We start from the raw sequence: 16582 nt of genomic DNA on the forward strand, positions 1-16582 counted from the left end.
CAAAATTTGTAACAACATGAAATTATCGAACAAACAAAAGCAGTTTTTAAAAGGTCAAGCACACTCTCTAAAACCTGTAGTATTACTAGGTTCTAACGGTTTAACAGAAGGTGTATTAGTTGAAATTCAAAGCGCTTTAGAAATTCACGAACTTATCAAAGTAAAAGTGCCAACTGATGATCGTGAGACTAAAGCCCTGATTTTTGAAGCTATTATCCGTGAAACCGGTGCAGAGAAATTACAGACAATCGGTCACACCCTTGTGCTTTATCGTCAAAGTGAAGAAAAGAAAATTCAATTACCACGTAATTAATTATTTCTATGCTTTGCAAAAAAACCAGCTGCTGCTGGTTTTTTTATGCCTGCGGCTAGACGCCAATAAATTGTAAAGAAATATATCGTGGTGCTCAAAAATTCATCTTTAAACGACTCAATTGATAGCCTTGCCCTACTTTTTGTAAGATAAAATAACGGTCAAACTCAGTTTCTGGCATTTTTTCAACCGCGACTTGTGCTATTAATGCCGCTAATTCCGGTGTGGTATTACTATGCCCGACAATAACAACCACACCGTTTTCTGCCATCACAGTTTGTTTAAACTCGGCCAAATCACGTGGGTCATAGGTTTTTATTGGTAAGCCGAAATGCTCAGCCAAAGGTGTTGCTGTTTCAATCGTGCGATTATAAGCAGTACTATATACAGCGTTTGGTTTTTCCTCACTGAACAAATTCAACAGCTGTTTTGCTCTGTTATTGCCTACTTCAGATAGGTGAGGATCGCTGCCGGTTAACTTTTCACTATGGCGAAATAAAAAAATAGTCTCTGGTGCCGCGCTCACATTAGCAGCAAATAACAATAATAAACTCGCTAAAACATATTTCATTTATTTTCCTCTTTATACCAATTCGCTTAATTAAGGAGTCAACTTTGAGGCAAGAAAACCTCGTCGATAACAAGGCAAAAATTTCGTTATTTAGTTGTTCTAAATCAGAAATTTTTAACGCCGTTAGCGTCAGGTTTAATCCCTCAAAATGATTTAGTATTATTGCGGCTTGGTATTATGTGCTGCAACTTGCTGCGCACGTTTATACGCCAATGCACGGTCGATAAATTCTGTGGTTAATTCATTAATAACACCCGTTTCTGCATTCAGGATCAGGCTAAAACCAATATTTAAATGGGGTATAACAACAAGGTCACTTCGGTAACCCTGCACCCAGCCACTGTGATAATAGAGGGTTTCATTGTCATAATCGTATACCCGCCAACCTAAACCATAATAGGCTTCTGTTAAGTGTTTTTTCCATACTCTGCGACGTAACTCTTTTTTGTATGTGTATAAGGCCTGGTTTGCGTTGCTAACTCATCGCTTGATAAAACGGTTGGGTAATAACCTAACTGTGCCTTTAACCAAATAGCCATATCGCTGGCACTTGCGTTAACCCCAGCGGCTGGTAATACTTTATAGTAATTTCTTTTCAATCTTGCTGTATGCCAGCGCTTGCGACCCCTTACATGTGGATACGCATAATTATTATCTTTGATCATAGCTGCATAACCGAGGCTAGCATCATTCATATTAAGTGGAGAGAAGATAAATTCATTCAGCCACCGAGAATAATCCATTTTCGTACTGGCTTTGATCACTTCATCAATCAAGCTAAACATCACATTTTGATAACCATAACACTGCCCTGGCTGACAGATAGGCTTAACACTGAGCAACTTCTCAACTATATCAGGGTAGCTCATTCTTGATTCAATCAAGTTGTCATACGCATTAGGGACCAAATCACTGGAGTGACTAAGTAAATGAAAAACTTTTAAATGATTTTTATATCCAGTACTTGCAAAAGCAGGTATAAATTTACTGACAGGATCATCTAAAGAAAATTTTCCTTCACTAGTAAGCTTTGCCGTTAATGAGCCTGCAAACGTTTTTGAAACAGAGGCTAAGCGAAATCGAGTATGCGCATTGACTGCTTGGCCTTTATTAATTTTTGTAACACCAAAGCCCTGCACATAACTATCGTCGGGGCCGTTGACTATCGACAATGCAGCACCAGGAATGCCTTTGCTTTTTAATTTATGTTCAAGGTGTTGGTTATAGTCACTGATAAGCTCATGCCATTGTTGGTCACGCGCATAAACGTGCGTCTGAAATAACGCTAAACAGGCGAGCAATAAAAAAGAGTATATAAACGGTACTTGGGTCTTCATTATTTTATTATTTTAATCTAAATTAAGACGTTCGTAGCTTCATAATACCATGAAGTTTTACTAAGACTAACGTACAATATCGCGATTATTGAGTTTTTAAAGGGTTTTACAGTGTTTATTCGTTATATATTAATTGTGCTTTTCACTTTCATAACAACAGCTTGTGTCACTGCACCGCAACCTGCTGCGCCTTTAGAAATGCCGCTCAAGCCGCAATTAAAAAGTCAAAGCTTTCAAGTTTCCTATGAGACAGAGCACGCTTCGCCGAAAGTAAAATCAGTACAGTTACCTGCGCATAAAATAACGCGTAACCAAACGGTGAGAGTGGTTGCAGACAAAGCAAGTGTTACTGATACCCTGTTTAAACAGATTACCGATGCATTAACAACAATGAGTTTGCGTGTCGTAGAGCAAGGCGATAGCGATTACACGCTTGCTATCCATCAGCTCGAGTTAAACTTTATTGAAGATACGAAATATCAAGTTCAGCCACCGGTTAAACCGTATGCCTTATTTGATGAAATTGCCAAGTTATATCCAATTCAACAGTGCGCAACAATTAATGGCGAAGTTAGCATGCGACTGATCCATCGAGCATCTGGCGATGTGGTATGGTTTGGTAAATCATCAATTGATAGTGCAAGCTTCCATCGGGAACCACTTATCTTTAGCTTTAGTGAAGAGCAAGTTGTCAGTAATGAGTTAGAAGTTGCGACATTTGTTCATCAACAAAATACCGAGCAAGCACGCCTTGCCAGAGCGTCTCAAGATGTCAACATCCCAAGCTATAAAACTATTTCAAAAATGACCAGTTTAACAAAGTTGCAAGGTCCCTGTAATCGTACTGAAGTAAGCGCCCTAACGCCTATGATGCACTATTATTTAAGCAGTATTTTAATCGATAAAATTAAAGTACATTGAGTTAATGTTTAAATAATGACTACTGGCTACAATTTTTTACAGTTCAAGGGTACTCTTTGACAATATAATACACATAATAACTGCTGCTTAATTTATTTGGATCATGGATGCAATATAACCAACACACTCTACAGAAACTACTGTTATTATTGATCTGTGTCGGTTTATGGAGCACCTCGAGCTATGCCAGTAACCGTTATTATGCTGATAACACCTTAGAACCCACTTCGGGCTTTGCGTGGGATTGGAGTGCCGGTGCTGGTTATTATATCGAAGATTCTTATCTCGTTGGCATGGACTCGTACAGTGACGGCCTAGAACTGGATATTAACTTAGCTGTTTCCTACGAACGTTTTTACTTAGATATTGACCATAGCCAACTTAGTGGTGGGATTATTATTGGTTATAGCATTATCAATAAGTATGATTGGGATCTCGATATTCTTGGTACTAATATCCAAGCTGGATTTGATGAAACAGGGCTCGATTTCTATAACAGTGGCACTGTTCCTGAACTCGCAGGAATACGCAGTCGCAAGTATGATTTTGATACTGGCCTGCGACTTACCCGCCGCTTTGAAAACTCACAAATTTCTTTTGAGTACCTTCACGATATTTCCAATGCCCACAACGGCTGGGTCATCAATAGCTTTTTTAGTCATATCTTACCTTGGCAAAACTGGGAGTTTCGTACCGGTGTTGGTATCAGTGCGTACTCTGCTGACTTTACCAACTATTATTTTGGCATTACCGCAGATGAAGCAACAGCTCAACGGCCAGTTTATCAAACAGATAACTCTGTCAGTGTTATTTTTGAATTCCATGCCGAGTATCCGCTAAATCAACACTGGGTCTTCCTTGGTGGCTTATTATCTACATGGTTTTCGGATGAAATTACTAACAGCCCTATCGTATCACAAGGCTATCAACACAAAGCCATGGTAGGCGTACGCTATGTTTTTTAAAGCTTCCGTCATCCTCTTTTTGCTATTAAGGGCTAGCCCCTTATTTGCCAATGACGAACAAGCCCAAGATCCGGCTTTAATTGCTTTGCCCGACACCTGTGTGGCACTACGTGAAGGGCGTAACTGCTATGCTGATATAGAACTAAACTGGCAACAAGACAACATTGGCAATTACTGTCTACGGGATGCGACGTCTAAACATATAATGCAATGTTGGCTCAGACAAAAAAGTGGCCAGCTTCACTATGCTTTTGACTCTGTTGAAAGTATTTCATTTGAATTAATTAACAGCGATACCGGCAAAACCATTGCTACAACACAAGTACAGTTGCAATGGGTTTATCAAAACCGCCAAAAGAAACGCCGCTGGCGCCTTTTTTAAAACGAGAATAGTATGAATAATTACGGCACAATATTACTTGTTGAAGATGATAGCTCGTTAGCCCAATGGGTGGCAGAGTATTTAACTGGCCAAGGTTACACAACACATATTTGTGAACGTGGCGATCAAGTGGTAAGCCATGTTAAAGAGCTTAAGCCTGACTTAATTTTACTCGATATTATGTTACCGGGCCAAGACGGTATCAGTGTGTGTCGTGAGCTGCGCCAGTTTTACCAAAGCCCTATTATTATGCTAACCGCCAGAGACGAAGAGATGGATGAAGTCATTGGTCTTGAAGTGGGTGCCAGTGATTACATTATGAAGCCCGTCCGACCACGCGCTTTATTAGCTCGCATAAAAGCCGCACTACGGACAACAAGCGACAGCTCTGAGCCAAAAGCGGATGAAACTGTTGTGCAAGTAGGCTGTTTAAAAATTGACACTCAATCTCGCAATGTCTTTATTAATGACATTGAGCAAGGTGTTTCTAGCGCCGAATATTTATTACTGCATTACTTAGCCTGTAATGCAGGTCAAGTGGTCTCCCGCGATGCTGTATTTAAAGCCACTAAAGGTCGAGAATACGATGGCCTCGATCGCAGCGTTGATGTGCTTATTTCTGCACTGCGCAAAAAATTTAATGATGATCCACAACACCCTGAAAAAATTAAAACAATTTGGGGCCGAGGCTACTTACTGGTCGCAAGCGCATGGTAACAACCATTAACAAAGCTTGGTTCATCATGTTATGAAAAAGTTTTATTTATCTTTATTAGCCAGCGCGCTACTGTCAATCGTAGTTTTAGGTTGGTTAATTGATGCATTCAGCCAAAGCACCCACAACAGCGAAGATGAATTTGCACTGCAAAGCAAATTGTTAATGGGCTTTAGCAAGCAAATTGCCGCACAAGCCGAACAACAACGCGCAGACTATACAGCCCTGCTAGCTGAGCAATTTTCATTAGGGCTTAGCTATCGGGCCACACAGTCATTAGCACTGCCCCCTTCGCTGCTAGAACAGATCAACGCCAAAGGCGGATTAACGTTACAAGATCAGGAAGGGTTTTATCTTCTATACAGCAATGAATCTCTCGCCCCTTTTCATCTGAAACTGCGTTTAGATAAACCCCATGAGCAAGACCAACAAAATGATATGCTGCTTACCTTATTATTTTATGCGGGCTTATGTGTGTTTATGGGGTTTATTATCGCGCCATTAGCGAAACGATTAGGCGTGGTCAACGAAGCCGCTAAAAAGTTTGCCAATGGCGATTTGCATGCCCGTATTCGAGTGTCACATTTTACCTACATAAAAGATGTTGAGCTTACATTTAACCGCATGGCAAGTCAGATTGAAAAACTACTTGATGAAAATAAGCTCATGGCAACCAGTTTATCTCATGATATTCGCACCCCTATTGCTTGCTTACAGTTTGGCCTTGATGCTGCACTAGATAGTCCTAACGAAAAAAAACGAGAGCACTATCTTCATCGTATGGAAGCTGACTTAGACCAAATGGAATCAATGCTGAAAAGCTATTTAACATTTGCTACTTTAGAACAAAAAGCCAATCAACTGACTTATTCAGTTACCGAATCAAGGAGTTACTTAAACACCATAGTACAACAGCTTGAGCCAAAATTAATGCAGCGACAACTAGATTTGCAAGTGATCTGCGATAACAGCCAGATCCATGCTGATTTGCATTGGCTGGCTCGCGCCATTACTAACTTATTATCTAATGCCTGTGACTTTGCAAAACACAAAATCATTTTAACCGCCTATAGTAAAGAACAGACGCTCATCATAACCGTTGAAGATGATGGCTCAGGTATCGCAGAAAAAAATTGGCATAAAGTGTTCAGCCCTTTCTTTCAAGAGCAAACTCATCGTAACCGAGCGGATAAAAGTTATGGCTTAGGTCTGGCTATAGTTGCTAAAGTGGTTGATTGGCACCACGGTGAAATCACAGTAAACCGCAGTACAAAACTAGCAGGAGCGTGTTTTACGCTGAAAATACATAATGCACAGCAATTGTAACTTTAATGTTACAGTTTACAGAAGCAAACTTTGAATATATTAATATAAAACAAATGGATAGCGTGTTTTCATGGATACCACTAAATAGCGACCATTATTTATAAATTGCTATCGCATACAGTACCTTGAAAATCTACTCAATAAGAGCTTTTTATTTTTTAACAATTACAGTAGATTGTCAGCGCCGTCACAAAATAGAGAAGAATTTATAATTATGAGCGCAGTCAGAGGGGAGTTTAGCTCCCGTTTTGGATTCATTATGGCTGCAGCAGGTTCTGCTGTCGGGCTTGGTAATATTTGGGGCTTCCCAACCCAAACCGCGAGCAATGGGGGCGCCGCTTTTTTAATTGCGTATCTTATTTTAGCATTTTGTTTAGCGTACCCAGCATTGATGGCAGAACTTACAATTGGTCGTCACGGCCAAGCTAATGCAGTGAGTTCATTACGCAAAATTTCAAATACCGCAAGCCAAAATCGCTTTGCATTTATAGTCGGTTTTGGTGGTATTATTTGCGCAGGTTTGATTCTTAGCTTTTATGCTATTGTGGCTGGTTGGATGATCAGTGCAACCATTGAACCTATTGCGACCTTAGCAGGCAGCGAAACCGCATCTATATGGTTAAGTGAACAATCACTCTCGAGAAACCTCATATTTACAGCTGGGTTTATCATTCTGACTGTGGCAATTATTAGTCGCGGTGTTGAAAATGGCATAGAAAAGTGGTCAAAGCGTTTAATGCCAGCCTTGTTGTCTATTTTATTTGCATTAATTGTTTATGTGATGATGCAAGAAGGCGCTATGACCGGGCTTAAAGCTTACTTAGTGCCTGATTTCAAGTCGATTTTAGATCCTGGCCTACTTGTCAGCGCTCTCGGCCAAGCCTTTTTCTCATTATCGCTAGGCACCAGTGTAATGATTATTTACGGCTCTTATATCAGTAAAAAGGAAAACCTCGTTTCCCTTGGTGCATACGTGACTCTGATTGATGTATTTATCGCCTTTGTTGCCGGGTTACTTATTATCCCTGCCATGTATGTTGCACAAGCGCAAGGAGTTGAAATATTCTCGGCCAGCGGCGAGTTACTTTCTGAAGACACCTTAGTATTTCAAGTATTACCTGCACTATTTGATGGCATGGGCGCTATAGGCTTATTCGTTGGCTTTGCATTTTTTGCACTGATGAGTATTGCCGCATTAACCTCATCTATTTCAATGCTAGAAGCGCCAGTTTCCTATGCGGTCGAGCGTTTTGCCATGGGTCGTGTTACTGCAACTTGGTTGATTGGCGCTGTGATTGCCTTAGTCAGCTTTACCATACTACTGAATTTTGAAAGTTTGTTTGGTTTGGTTATTGCGCTAACCACTAAGTTTGGTCAGCCAATCCTAGGCTTGATGTGCTGTTTATTTGTCGGCTGGATCTGGTATCGCAATTCATTACTTAATGAAATTAAGCAAGGTTGCCCAGACGTAGCTAACAGCCTATTTTGGAAAATATGGCCGTGGTACATTAAGTTTATTTGCCCTATAGCCATTGGTTTAGTGTTTATCACTTCACTGCTGGGCTAACTAAGCTACCCTCAAAATAAACCGCTCATTACATTGAGCGGTTTATTAAAATCATATCTTGGTGTTCTATGCCATCTTCTAAGTAGACTTCACCTGTACATTGAAAGCCCAGTGACTGATAAAAACCAAGCAAGTATGTTTGCGCTCCTATATAGATATCTTTGTCAGGCCATTGCTTAAAGCATAGCTGGATCGCTTCATTAACCAACAGCGGGGCAAGCCCCTTCCCCCTTTGCGATTGCTCCACTAAAACGCGGCCAATAGCACTGTACTGTGCATTTTTGTTATAGCATCGAGCATAAGCACCTAGTTGCTGCCCATTAAGCCAATAAAGATGCGCAGTGTCCGCCATACAATCAACATTATCTAGCTCTGGGTATGGACATTGCTGCTCAACCACAAACACATCGACGCGAGTGCGCATAATAGCAAACAACTCGTCAGTACTAAGCTCGGAAAATAGCTTACTAACTAATTGCATAAAAACTCCTAACATAAAAAAGCCCAGTCGATACTGGGCTATTCTTGCGCTTAATTTGCAAGTGGCTCAATTAACCGCTAAGCAAACAAACGTTCTAACTGATCGCATAGACGGGACAGATTTACATGATCATGTTCGATGGTTAAATCAACATAACCATCGCCACGAAAACCACGGTCAAGTTCGATTAAAACATGGGTTTTGTGGGCTTCTGGCACAAATGATAATTCAATTTCTTGGATGCCAAATAAGCTGCGGCTATTTGGCTTATATTCAAGTTCTTGATAACAGCCAGAAACAGAATTAAATGTGCTGGCGCGTAAAAAGCCTTTTTCAACATCCGCTTTCACTAGACTAAACCCAAGTCTATCCATAGCTTCCATAAAGGTCGTTACCGCATCATTTGGATAAATATGTAGCTGATCTTTATCTTTAGGATCGAGCGCTAAGTCAATATCCAGTCCGGTTTCAAGCCAAACATGTGATTGGTTATAACCGGCATTAATTTCGGTGATTGGGGTTTCAGAATGTAAGCGTGCTTCAAATGGAATGTGTTTTTGCTGACCTGGCTCAATCGTGCCGATATCAGTTATACGCCACTTATCGATAATATGATTCGTAAAATAAGCGCCGTCTTCACCTTCAACTTTCACACGTGTCATTAATGCTAAATCAAGGCCTGTAATTTCTTGGCTTACGTCTCCTGCGGTGATCACGATTTGGGCATTAAATAATTGCCCAGGTTGTAAGTGCTCAGTTTCAAGCACGGTATCCACTTTTGCAGCACCAATACCGACTGATGCTAATATTTTTTTAAACATCTATTTCTCCTTAAGCCTAACTCACTTAAATCTGAATCACGCTTAAATTCCTTTGTTATTGCATCTTAACCATATTTAAAAGCTGCTGTCAGTGAAAAAATAGCTATTTATTGACTTTTTATATCAATAACTGACTAACTGCGCATTTTTCATACACACGTCATCGCTATGAGCCTACTTTATACTCACAATATGCACGAATGATTTTCATAAATGCTGATATTTCGCTACACTGACACCCCAAATGAAGTGATACTAAGAATTATGGAACTATTATATTTTGCAGTCGCATTTGTGTGTGGCTTTGCCGTTTATCAACTGAAACTTCCCCCACTAATCGGCTTTCTAATTGCCGGCTTTGTGCTCAACTTATCAGGCTTTAAAACCACAGAGTTACTTAATACGATAGCTAATTTAGGGGTCACATTACTGCTATTTAGTATTGGTTTAAAACTAAAGGTAGGTCAGCTTATCAAACCGCAGGTCTGGGCGCCTGCCTCGTTACATATTATTATTAGCAGCGCTATTTTTTGCAGTTTAATGCTCCTACTTGGTGCTCTTTCATTGCCATTATTTGTTGATCTTAGTTGGCAAAGTGCCTTACTTGTTGGTTTTGCTTTTAGCTTTTCCAGTACCGTATTTGCCGTTAAAGTGCTTGAAGAGCGCGGAGAAATGGCCAGCCTCCATGGTAAGATAGCCATTGGTATTTTGGTCATGCAAGATATTTTCGCGGTCATTTTTCTCGCCATTAGTACAGGTAAAACGCCTAATGGTTGGGCTTTTGCACTGTTAGTTGCCTTGCCTCTGTTGCGTCCTGTGATGTTTTGGGTATTGAACCGCTCTAAACACGGTGAACTGCTGCCGTTGTTTGGCTTTTTCTTTGCCCTGGTTGTTGGTTACCACGCATTTGAATTTGCAGGCTTAAAAGGCGATTTAGGGGCACTGATCATCGGGATGATTTTTGCACCCCATAAAAAAGCCAGTGAACTTGCCAAATCATTACTTAATCTTAAGGAAATTCTCTTAGTCGGGTTTTTCTTAACCATAGGCTTAGGTGCTGAGCTTACTGTAAATTCACTAATGATAGCGACTATTATCGTATTGGTTCTACCAATTAAAGTGGTTTTATATTATGCATTAACAAATGCCTTTAAATTACGCGCACGAACTTCTTTATTAACCTCGTTTAGCCTTGCTAATTATAGTGAGTTTGGTCTTATCGTCTGCATGGTAGCAGCCAGTAGTGGTTTAATTACCGCTGAATGGCTTGCTGTGATGGCGATTGCTGTTTCCATTACTTTTATTGTTGCTTCTCCATTAAATAAACGCTCAAACGAAATTTATGTCAAGATCGAAGCGTGGTTGCTGCGTTTTGAAAGCCCAACCCGTTTAGCAAAAGAACTCCCCGTGAATCTAAATGATACCAAAATAGTTATTTTTGGTATGGGTCGCATCGGTACAGGGGCATACGAAACAATCCATATAACTCACCCAGGCGTTGTTGCAGGTGTTGATATCAAACCCGAAGTAGTTGAAAAGCATGTTAGTCGCGGCCGTAAGGCACTCTTAGCCGATGCCACCGATCCAGACTTTTGGCAACGGGTGAACCATTCTCATGTAGAAATGATCATGCTGGCGATGCCAAAGCACATGCAAAATATTTTTGCCTTAGAGCAACTAAAAGCATCGGGCTATCAAGGTCAAGTAACAGCCATTGCAAATTACCCAGATCAGCAAAAAGAATTAGAAGATATGGGTGTTGATTCCACCTATAACTTCTATTTAGAGGCCGGTAGTGGCTTTGCTGAACACGTAAAACAAAAATTATTTCCTTAATATAAATAGCGTTCTCAGTACTGTGTAAGGTACTGAGAACTATTTTCATCTAATTTTCATAATCTTACATCTAGACGTCTAAAAACCCCTCGTAAAAGTTCCGAAATAAGAGTCAAGCGCATTTACAAAGCTTTACATCCAAATTGGTAATTAGCCACAAAAAAAGAGTACACTTCATTTGTTGGTTAATCCGTAAGTATCTCTTTTTAGAAACATAAATAGTTCTTTAGTACTTTTGCATACGAATTCATCAGCATTTTACTCTTTGCTATTAAATAAGGTTTTTAGATGAAAAATAAGTTTGCTACACAATTTCAAGCCGTGGCGGATGATGTAAGCAACCCAAAACTGGTTGAACTTCAAAATCGCCTTGATGAAATACAAAGAAATGGGATGACAGCATTAACAATGCGCGCTGTATTATTTCAAAAAATGCTCGATGCTTACCAAGTACCAGAAGATCATTTCTTGCGTGATAGCGAAACCCCAAATCGTATTGATGATCCTTCGATTATAAACAGACTTGAACAACTCGGATTTTCTAAAAAACGACAACACCAGATCCACTAGTAAAAAATGAGGGCCTACTCCCCTCATTAAATAGGCTGTTTCATGCCCGTCACAGCCTATTTTCTTCCCTTCTTTTATAATACACTGCTTATCAAATTCAACTGCTAAAGTCCTCTCATGGATCCAGAACTATTAAAAATAGCGATCAATACTAAAATGCCATTCGGGAAATATGCAGGCCGTCCCCTATTGTTACTGCCTGAACCCTATTTAGTTTGGTTTAAGCAGCAAGGCTTTCCAAAGGGCGCCTTAGGTGCGCAATTAGCGATGATGTATGAAGTGAAGCTCAATGGTTTAGAACAGATGCTAATGCCGTTATTAGAAAATTATAAAAGAAATTAAAAATCATGGAACTTAACCACATTCAGTGGGTCTATTAATTTGCTACTTGTTGATTTTTGGTTTTAACCGTGGAAAAGCGCCTATATGGCGCTTTTTTTTTTGCATAATAAGAAATTAATAGGCTCGTTACTTAGGTAAGCTAATCGTAAATTTAGCACCGCCGAGTTCTGAATGCGATAACGCACAACTGCCTTGATGCCAAGAAACAATTTTCGCCACAATGGCTAAGCCGAGTCCAAACCCGCCGGTTTTTTTATCGCGGCTTTTATCAAGTCGAGCAAAGGGTTTAAATACCGTATCCCATTGTGCTTGGTCAATACCTGGGCCATCATCTTCTACACTTATAATAACCTGCTGGGCATTTTCGATGAGGCTAACTCTGACTTCATGGCGGGCATATTTAAGTGCATTACCCACTAAGTTTTGCACACTACGGGCAATAAAATGGCTATCACAAATGTAAGTGCAGTTTAGTGGTAATTGCGTATTGAGCTGGATCTGGGTTGCAAAATCAAGTTTAGTTATAACACTTTCTAACAACTGGACTAAGTTACATGTTTGCACCTTAAGGTTTGGCTGTTGGCTATCAAGACGCGCATAATCGAGCATTTCTTTTACCAAGGATTCCAGCTCAACAATATCCAACTGCATATTATCGATGTAATCAAAAGCTTTTTCGTCTGTCACTTTATCTTCTAACATAGCTAACGCAAATTTTAAACGCGCCAGTGGGGTTCTGAATTCATGAGAGACCGATGAAGTAAGCTCTTGCTGCGCGGTTAATAAATGTTGTATCCGTTGTTGCATCGCGCTTAAAGTGTCTGTGATTGGTAAGAAAAATGATTTCGAGGTAGCGCTCAGTTCAAAGTCTTGTGAGCCATCGACGGCTTCACACGCCAAGCGTAATTTGGCAAAATCCCGCCATAATAAAAAGCTCCATAAACCAACCGGAACTCCCACCACACACAACAATAATAGATAAGGCCAAACCGATGGAAATACCGGTGATAGCACAGTAATTGGACCTACTTGCAATAATTTTTCAGCGTCAAGTGCAATATACCAAATAGCACGTTGTTGCTGATCAAAAACATAAATATAGTGGTGCTTTGTAAGCGCTTCACGTTGCTCTTTTGGCAGCATAAGGTCTTGCTTTTGCACAACCTTACTTTGGAACCGAGAGCCAATGTTGTCGATACCTTCGGGGCTTTGAGTTAACAACCAAAGAGATTGGCCGAACTCATCATCGAGAGAAAGTTGTTGCTGGGTATCTTCGTAGGGCCAAAGTTGTTCTATCACCCCACTTACTAAAAACAAGGAAACTATAATATACAAATACAAACTTGCGAATAGTTTCCCCATTAACAGTTACATACCCCATGCATCGGAGACAAATAGGTAACCTTGCCCCCAAACCGTTTTAATGCGGTAAGGTTTATCACTGTTATCACCCAATTTTTTACGAATGCGTGAGACACGAACGTCAACCGTACGGTCTAAACCATCATACTGACGACCTATCATGTGTTGGTGTACATGTTCGCGGCTCAGCACTTCTCCAGCGTTTGAAGCTAATAACCAAAGTAATTCAAATTCATGGGAAGTCAGGGTAATTTCGTTATTTCTCAATCGCACAATACGGCTGGTTTTATCTATCGCTAAATCACCAAATTGTAATTCTTCCGGTGCTTTTACAGATGCTTGACCACGGCGTAATAGCGCACTAATACGGGCAAGTAAAACTCTTGGCTCTGCTGGTTTTATAACATAATCATCGGCGCCTAATTCTAAACCTATTACTTGGTCAAAATCTTCGCCTTTGGCTGTCAACATTAAGATAGGTAAGCTGAACTTATCACGCACTTGTCGACAAACACTAAAGCCATCTTTACCTGGCAGCATAACGTCAAGGATCATTAAATCAACGGGATTATTCTCAAGGTAAGTAAATACTTCATCGCCACGGTCTAACACCGCCACTTCAAGGCCATTATTTTCAAGATAATCACGAGTTAATTGCTGTAACCCTAAATCATCTTCTACAAGTAAGATCTTTGCCATTTGCAGCTCCAAGATTAAAAAAAGCTCCACGGTGAACGTAATCGGCGCCGAGTGGTTTTAGCGCGAGTACTCTGTACTTCAATACGTGTGGTCGCCAGCAGTTCATCCGTGTGAGGATTGACTAGGGAGTATATGGTTTCAACCTGAACACGCGCTTTATGATTGAATCGTTCTTTGGTAAGTTGTTGCCAACACTGCAGTTGTTGCTTTTCATGATACAAACATACATCCATTTTATAGGGCAAATTTATCGCAAATTTCAAATCAAGATCACAAAATTCTTGTTGTTCGGAAACCACACAGACTTTTGGAGTTACTGTTAATATATCTTTCTTTGCGACAGCCTGCTCTGGCAAAATCAACAAAAAAACGATGCACACACCAAGTTGTAAATACTTCATATTAAAAAATATGATCGAATCCTATAAAGGCAGTCATTGAATACGTTTGCTCAAACAGCGGACTGTCATCTAAGGCCGAATAATCATAGTAAGCCAAATGAAAACGCAAAGAATTGGCATCATTTAAGGGCCAACGGGCATCTATTTTAGCATAAGGCTGCCAACTACTACCAACCTCAATTGCACCATTTGCAGACTCTTTCGCCGATACACCATAGAAATACGTATTCAATGCAGCCGATTTATACCAGATCCCCATACTTGGTTTAATAACTAGCTCACCAATGTTGTTATGCATTTGCCATTGCAAGGCACTGCGCCACCCTTCATATACACCTGACACATCGGCTAATGCTTGCACTGAGAAAACATGCTGCTTGAATACATAATGATAGCTCATGCCTGCATCCAGCGCCCATTTGCGTTTATCTAGCTGTTCTATATCAAGGCGAGGTTGCTGACTTTGTAACTCATTATTACTCGTCGATAATGAATTAGCAGATGTTAATGCAAAAATATTGCTTGGATGCCAATCGACAAAAAAACGCGTTTCAGGATTAAATTCGCTGACCAAGTTAAATATATGTGGCGTGTCTTGTGAGAGGCTATAGCCTAAACGGCCATTGTCAAAAAAGAATTGTTCGCCATAATAGGCTACTTCGGGGATCACAACTAGCGGTAAGTCATCTCCCCCTTTTAAAGGATTACTCATCACACCCAAGCCAAGGTTTAGGCTCAGGTGCCACTGATCTATTGTGATGTTTTGCACCGGATCAATTTCTGACTGCTGCGCAAAACAAGGCGAAGCAAACCACAAAGACACGCAAAGTGCAGTAAGGGTGTTAATATTTAACGTCATTATTATTATGTATGCCAAGAAAACCCAAGCTAGTGACTGTATAATAGCAAGCTATTAATAACTAATCCCTAGCTGATTACAATCATTCACACTTTTGATACATGTGGATTTGTTTTAGGTAAAAATAACAACTATTCGAAGCAGTAGTTTATACTCAGATCAACTTGCTAAGCTATTGACATCTTTCAATGATTGCGCAATTTCCCATAATGCTTTTAATGCTGCATCTGGCAGCGCTTTATGTAACACAGCTAAGCCAATTTCAAAACCTGGCGGTGCTTCTTTTTGATCGCTTAACACCTGAACACGATCTTTTAACGGGCTGTTGTCTAATACAATCTTTGGCACCATCGCAATGCCAAGCCCTAAACTTACCATAGATACCATGGCTTCATGCCCTGCCACTTGTGCGTATATTTTGGCATTAATACCATGCTTTCGCCACCACTGCTCTAACCGCTGACGGGTAAAACCTTGCTCCGGCACAATAAACTCAAGCTCAGACCAATCAATATTATCGCCAAACCGAGCCAGCTTTTCGGTGAGCAATGATGCATTGCGTGGCGCAATAAACACCAATGACGAGTAGCCAATACTGGCAAATGCAATTTGTGGCGGTAACTTATCGGGTTTGGCTGCAATGGCCATCGCTTCATGACCATCCAAAACACGATTAATGGCAACTGCTGGGTCGCCTGTATTCAGTTTTATTTCTATATGTTGATGTTGCAAGCGCAATTGCTCTAACATTTGATGTAAAAAACTATAGGACGCCGTAACTGAGCAATAAATACTTACTTTGCCATAAATTGTTTGCTCTGGATCTTGTACATTCGAGCGAAAACGCTGCCAATTAGTCAGTGTCGCATTGGCATAATCAATAAAAGACTCTCCTTCGCGAGTTAGTTTTACGCTGCGATTATCACGGCTAAACAGTGTTACCCCCACCTCATCTTCTAGTTGCTTGATATTGCGACTGAGCGTTGGCGCACTAATGTGGCACAGTTCACTTGCGCGGGCAAAGTGCAACGTTTTAGCAAGTGCTAAGAAATAATGTAAGCGCTTATGATCCATTCGGGTCTCTCATTCTGATTTTTAAAACTGCCACGTTTCA

18 protein-coding genes and 1 pseudogene are annotated in these 16582 nt (G+C 40.4%); 10 read left to right on the plus strand and 9 right to left on the minus strand.

The features are described 5' to 3' along the window. The first annotated feature begins 16 nt into the window (after positions 1-16). Positions 17-313, plus strand: coding sequence for a ribosome assembly RNA-binding protein YhbY (yhbY, locus tag NDQ71_RS05895; RefSeq protein ID WP_064666601.1), 297 nt, complete (start codon positions 17-19; stop codon positions 311-313). A gap of 94 nt (positions 314-407) precedes the next feature. Here the strand turns inward: yhbY and NDQ71_RS05900 are convergent, their stop codons facing one another. Both NDQ71_RS05900 and NDQ71_RS05905 read right to left on the minus strand, forming a co-directional pair. Continuing rightward, complete coding sequence (locus NDQ71_RS05900; protein WP_192543097.1) at positions 408-884, minus strand: histidine phosphatase family protein; 477 nt, start codon at positions 882-884, stop codon at positions 408-410. A gap of 159 nt (positions 885-1043) precedes the next feature. Continuing rightward, positions 1044-2221, minus strand: a pseudogene (locus NDQ71_RS05905) (serine hydrolase domain-containing protein). Between the two features lie 117 nt (positions 2222-2338). Between NDQ71_RS05905 and NDQ71_RS05910 the strand changes: the two are divergent. From NDQ71_RS05910 to NDQ71_RS05935, 6 genes are all read left to right on the plus strand, one after another. After that, the gene (locus NDQ71_RS05910; RefSeq protein ID WP_192543059.1) at positions 2339-3142 is read left to right on the plus strand and encodes a hypothetical protein; all 804 of its coding nucleotides are present in this window, start codon (positions 2339-2341) and stop codon (positions 3140-3142) included. A gap of 107 nt (positions 3143-3249) precedes the next feature. Further along, a complete protein-coding gene (locus tag NDQ71_RS05915) occupies positions 3250-4107 on the plus strand; it encodes a MipA/OmpV family protein (RefSeq protein ID WP_064666598.1) in 858 nt (285 codons plus the stop codon). After that, positions 4097-4489, plus strand: a complete 393-nt coding sequence (locus NDQ71_RS05920; protein ID WP_192543052.1) for a DUF3019 domain-containing protein — start codon at positions 4097-4099, stop codon at positions 4487-4489. Before NDQ71_RS05915 ends, NDQ71_RS05920 begins: the two co-directional genes overlap by 11 nt. A gap of 12 nt (positions 4490-4501) precedes the next feature. Next, a complete protein-coding gene (locus NDQ71_RS05925; protein ID WP_301562407.1) occupies positions 4502-5206 on the plus strand; it encodes a response regulator transcription factor in 705 nt (234 codons plus the stop codon). A 31-nt stretch (positions 5207-5237) separates the two neighbouring features. Next, entirely contained in the window at positions 5238-6530 is a 1293-nt protein-coding gene (locus tag NDQ71_RS05930; RefSeq protein ID WP_301562408.1) for an ATP-binding protein, read from the plus strand. 214 nt (positions 6531-6744) lie between these two features. Then, a complete protein-coding gene (locus NDQ71_RS05935) occupies positions 6745-8097 on the plus strand; it encodes a sodium-dependent transporter (RefSeq protein WP_192543055.1) in 1353 nt (450 codons plus the stop codon). 28 nt (positions 8098-8125) lie between these two features. Here NDQ71_RS05935 and NDQ71_RS05940 read toward each other — a convergent pair whose 3' ends face one another. Together NDQ71_RS05940 and NDQ71_RS05945 are read right to left on the minus strand one after the other, a co-directional pair. Continuing rightward, positions 8126-8578, minus strand: coding sequence for a GNAT family N-acetyltransferase (locus NDQ71_RS05940; protein ID WP_301562409.1), 453 nt, complete (start codon positions 8576-8578; stop codon positions 8126-8128). A 77-nt stretch (positions 8579-8655) separates the two neighbouring features. Then, positions 8656-9399, minus strand: coding sequence for a sporulation protein (locus NDQ71_RS05945; protein ID WP_192543057.1), 744 nt, complete (start codon positions 9397-9399; stop codon positions 8656-8658). 264 nt (positions 9400-9663) lie between these two features. Between NDQ71_RS05945 and NDQ71_RS05950 the strand changes: the two genes are divergently transcribed. The 3 genes from NDQ71_RS05950 to NDQ71_RS05960 all read left to right on the plus strand — a co-directional run bounded on the left by NDQ71_RS05950 (position 9664) and on the right by NDQ71_RS05960 (position 12147). Continuing rightward, positions 9664-11235 carry a cation:proton antiporter family protein gene (locus tag NDQ71_RS05950; RefSeq protein ID WP_301562410.1) on the plus strand — a complete coding sequence of 524 codons (1572 nt, stop codon included), beginning with the start codon at positions 9664-9666 and terminating at the stop codon, positions 11233-11235. A gap of 288 nt (positions 11236-11523) precedes the next feature. Further along, entirely contained in the window at positions 11524-11805 is a 282-nt protein-coding gene (locus tag NDQ71_RS05955) for a hypothetical protein (RefSeq protein ID WP_192540911.1), read from the plus strand. 117 nt (positions 11806-11922) lie between these two features. Continuing rightward, on the plus strand, positions 11923-12147 hold the full coding sequence (locus NDQ71_RS05960) for a DUF3820 family protein (protein WP_301562411.1): 225 nt from the start codon (positions 11923-11925) through the stop codon (positions 12145-12147). 126 nt (positions 12148-12273) lie between these two features. Here NDQ71_RS05960 and NDQ71_RS05965 read toward each other — a convergent pair whose 3' ends face one another. From NDQ71_RS05965 to ilvY, 5 genes are all read right to left on the minus strand, one after another. Next, complete coding sequence (locus NDQ71_RS05965) at positions 12274-13509, minus strand: ATP-binding protein (RefSeq protein ID WP_064666590.1); 1236 nt, start codon at positions 13507-13509, stop codon at positions 12274-12276. A 6-nt stretch (positions 13510-13515) separates the two neighbouring features. After that, positions 13516-14208 (minus strand): response regulator, encoded by a 693-nt coding sequence (locus NDQ71_RS05970; RefSeq protein WP_064666589.1) that lies wholly within the window; start codon positions 14206-14208, stop codon positions 13516-13518. A gap of 14 nt (positions 14209-14222) precedes the next feature. Beyond that, entirely contained in the window at positions 14223-14609 is a 387-nt protein-coding gene (locus NDQ71_RS05975) for a DUF3019 domain-containing protein (RefSeq protein WP_301562412.1), read from the minus strand. A 1-nt stretch (position 14610) separates the two neighbouring features. Next, a complete protein-coding gene (locus NDQ71_RS05980; protein WP_192540915.1) occupies positions 14611-15468 on the minus strand; it encodes a MipA/OmpV family protein in 858 nt (285 codons plus the stop codon). Between the two features lie 159 nt (positions 15469-15627). Then, positions 15628-16542: an HTH-type transcriptional activator IlvY gene (ilvY, locus tag NDQ71_RS05985; RefSeq protein WP_192540916.1), complete on the minus strand. Its 915-nt coding sequence runs from the start codon at positions 16540-16542 to the stop codon at positions 15628-15630. Positions 16543-16582: the final 40 nt, after the last annotated feature.

This window comes from Pseudoalteromonas sp. KG3 (genome assembly GCF_030436385.1).
Classification (GTDB): Bacteria; Pseudomonadota; Gammaproteobacteria; order Enterobacterales; family Alteromonadaceae; genus Pseudoalteromonas; species Pseudoalteromonas prydzensis.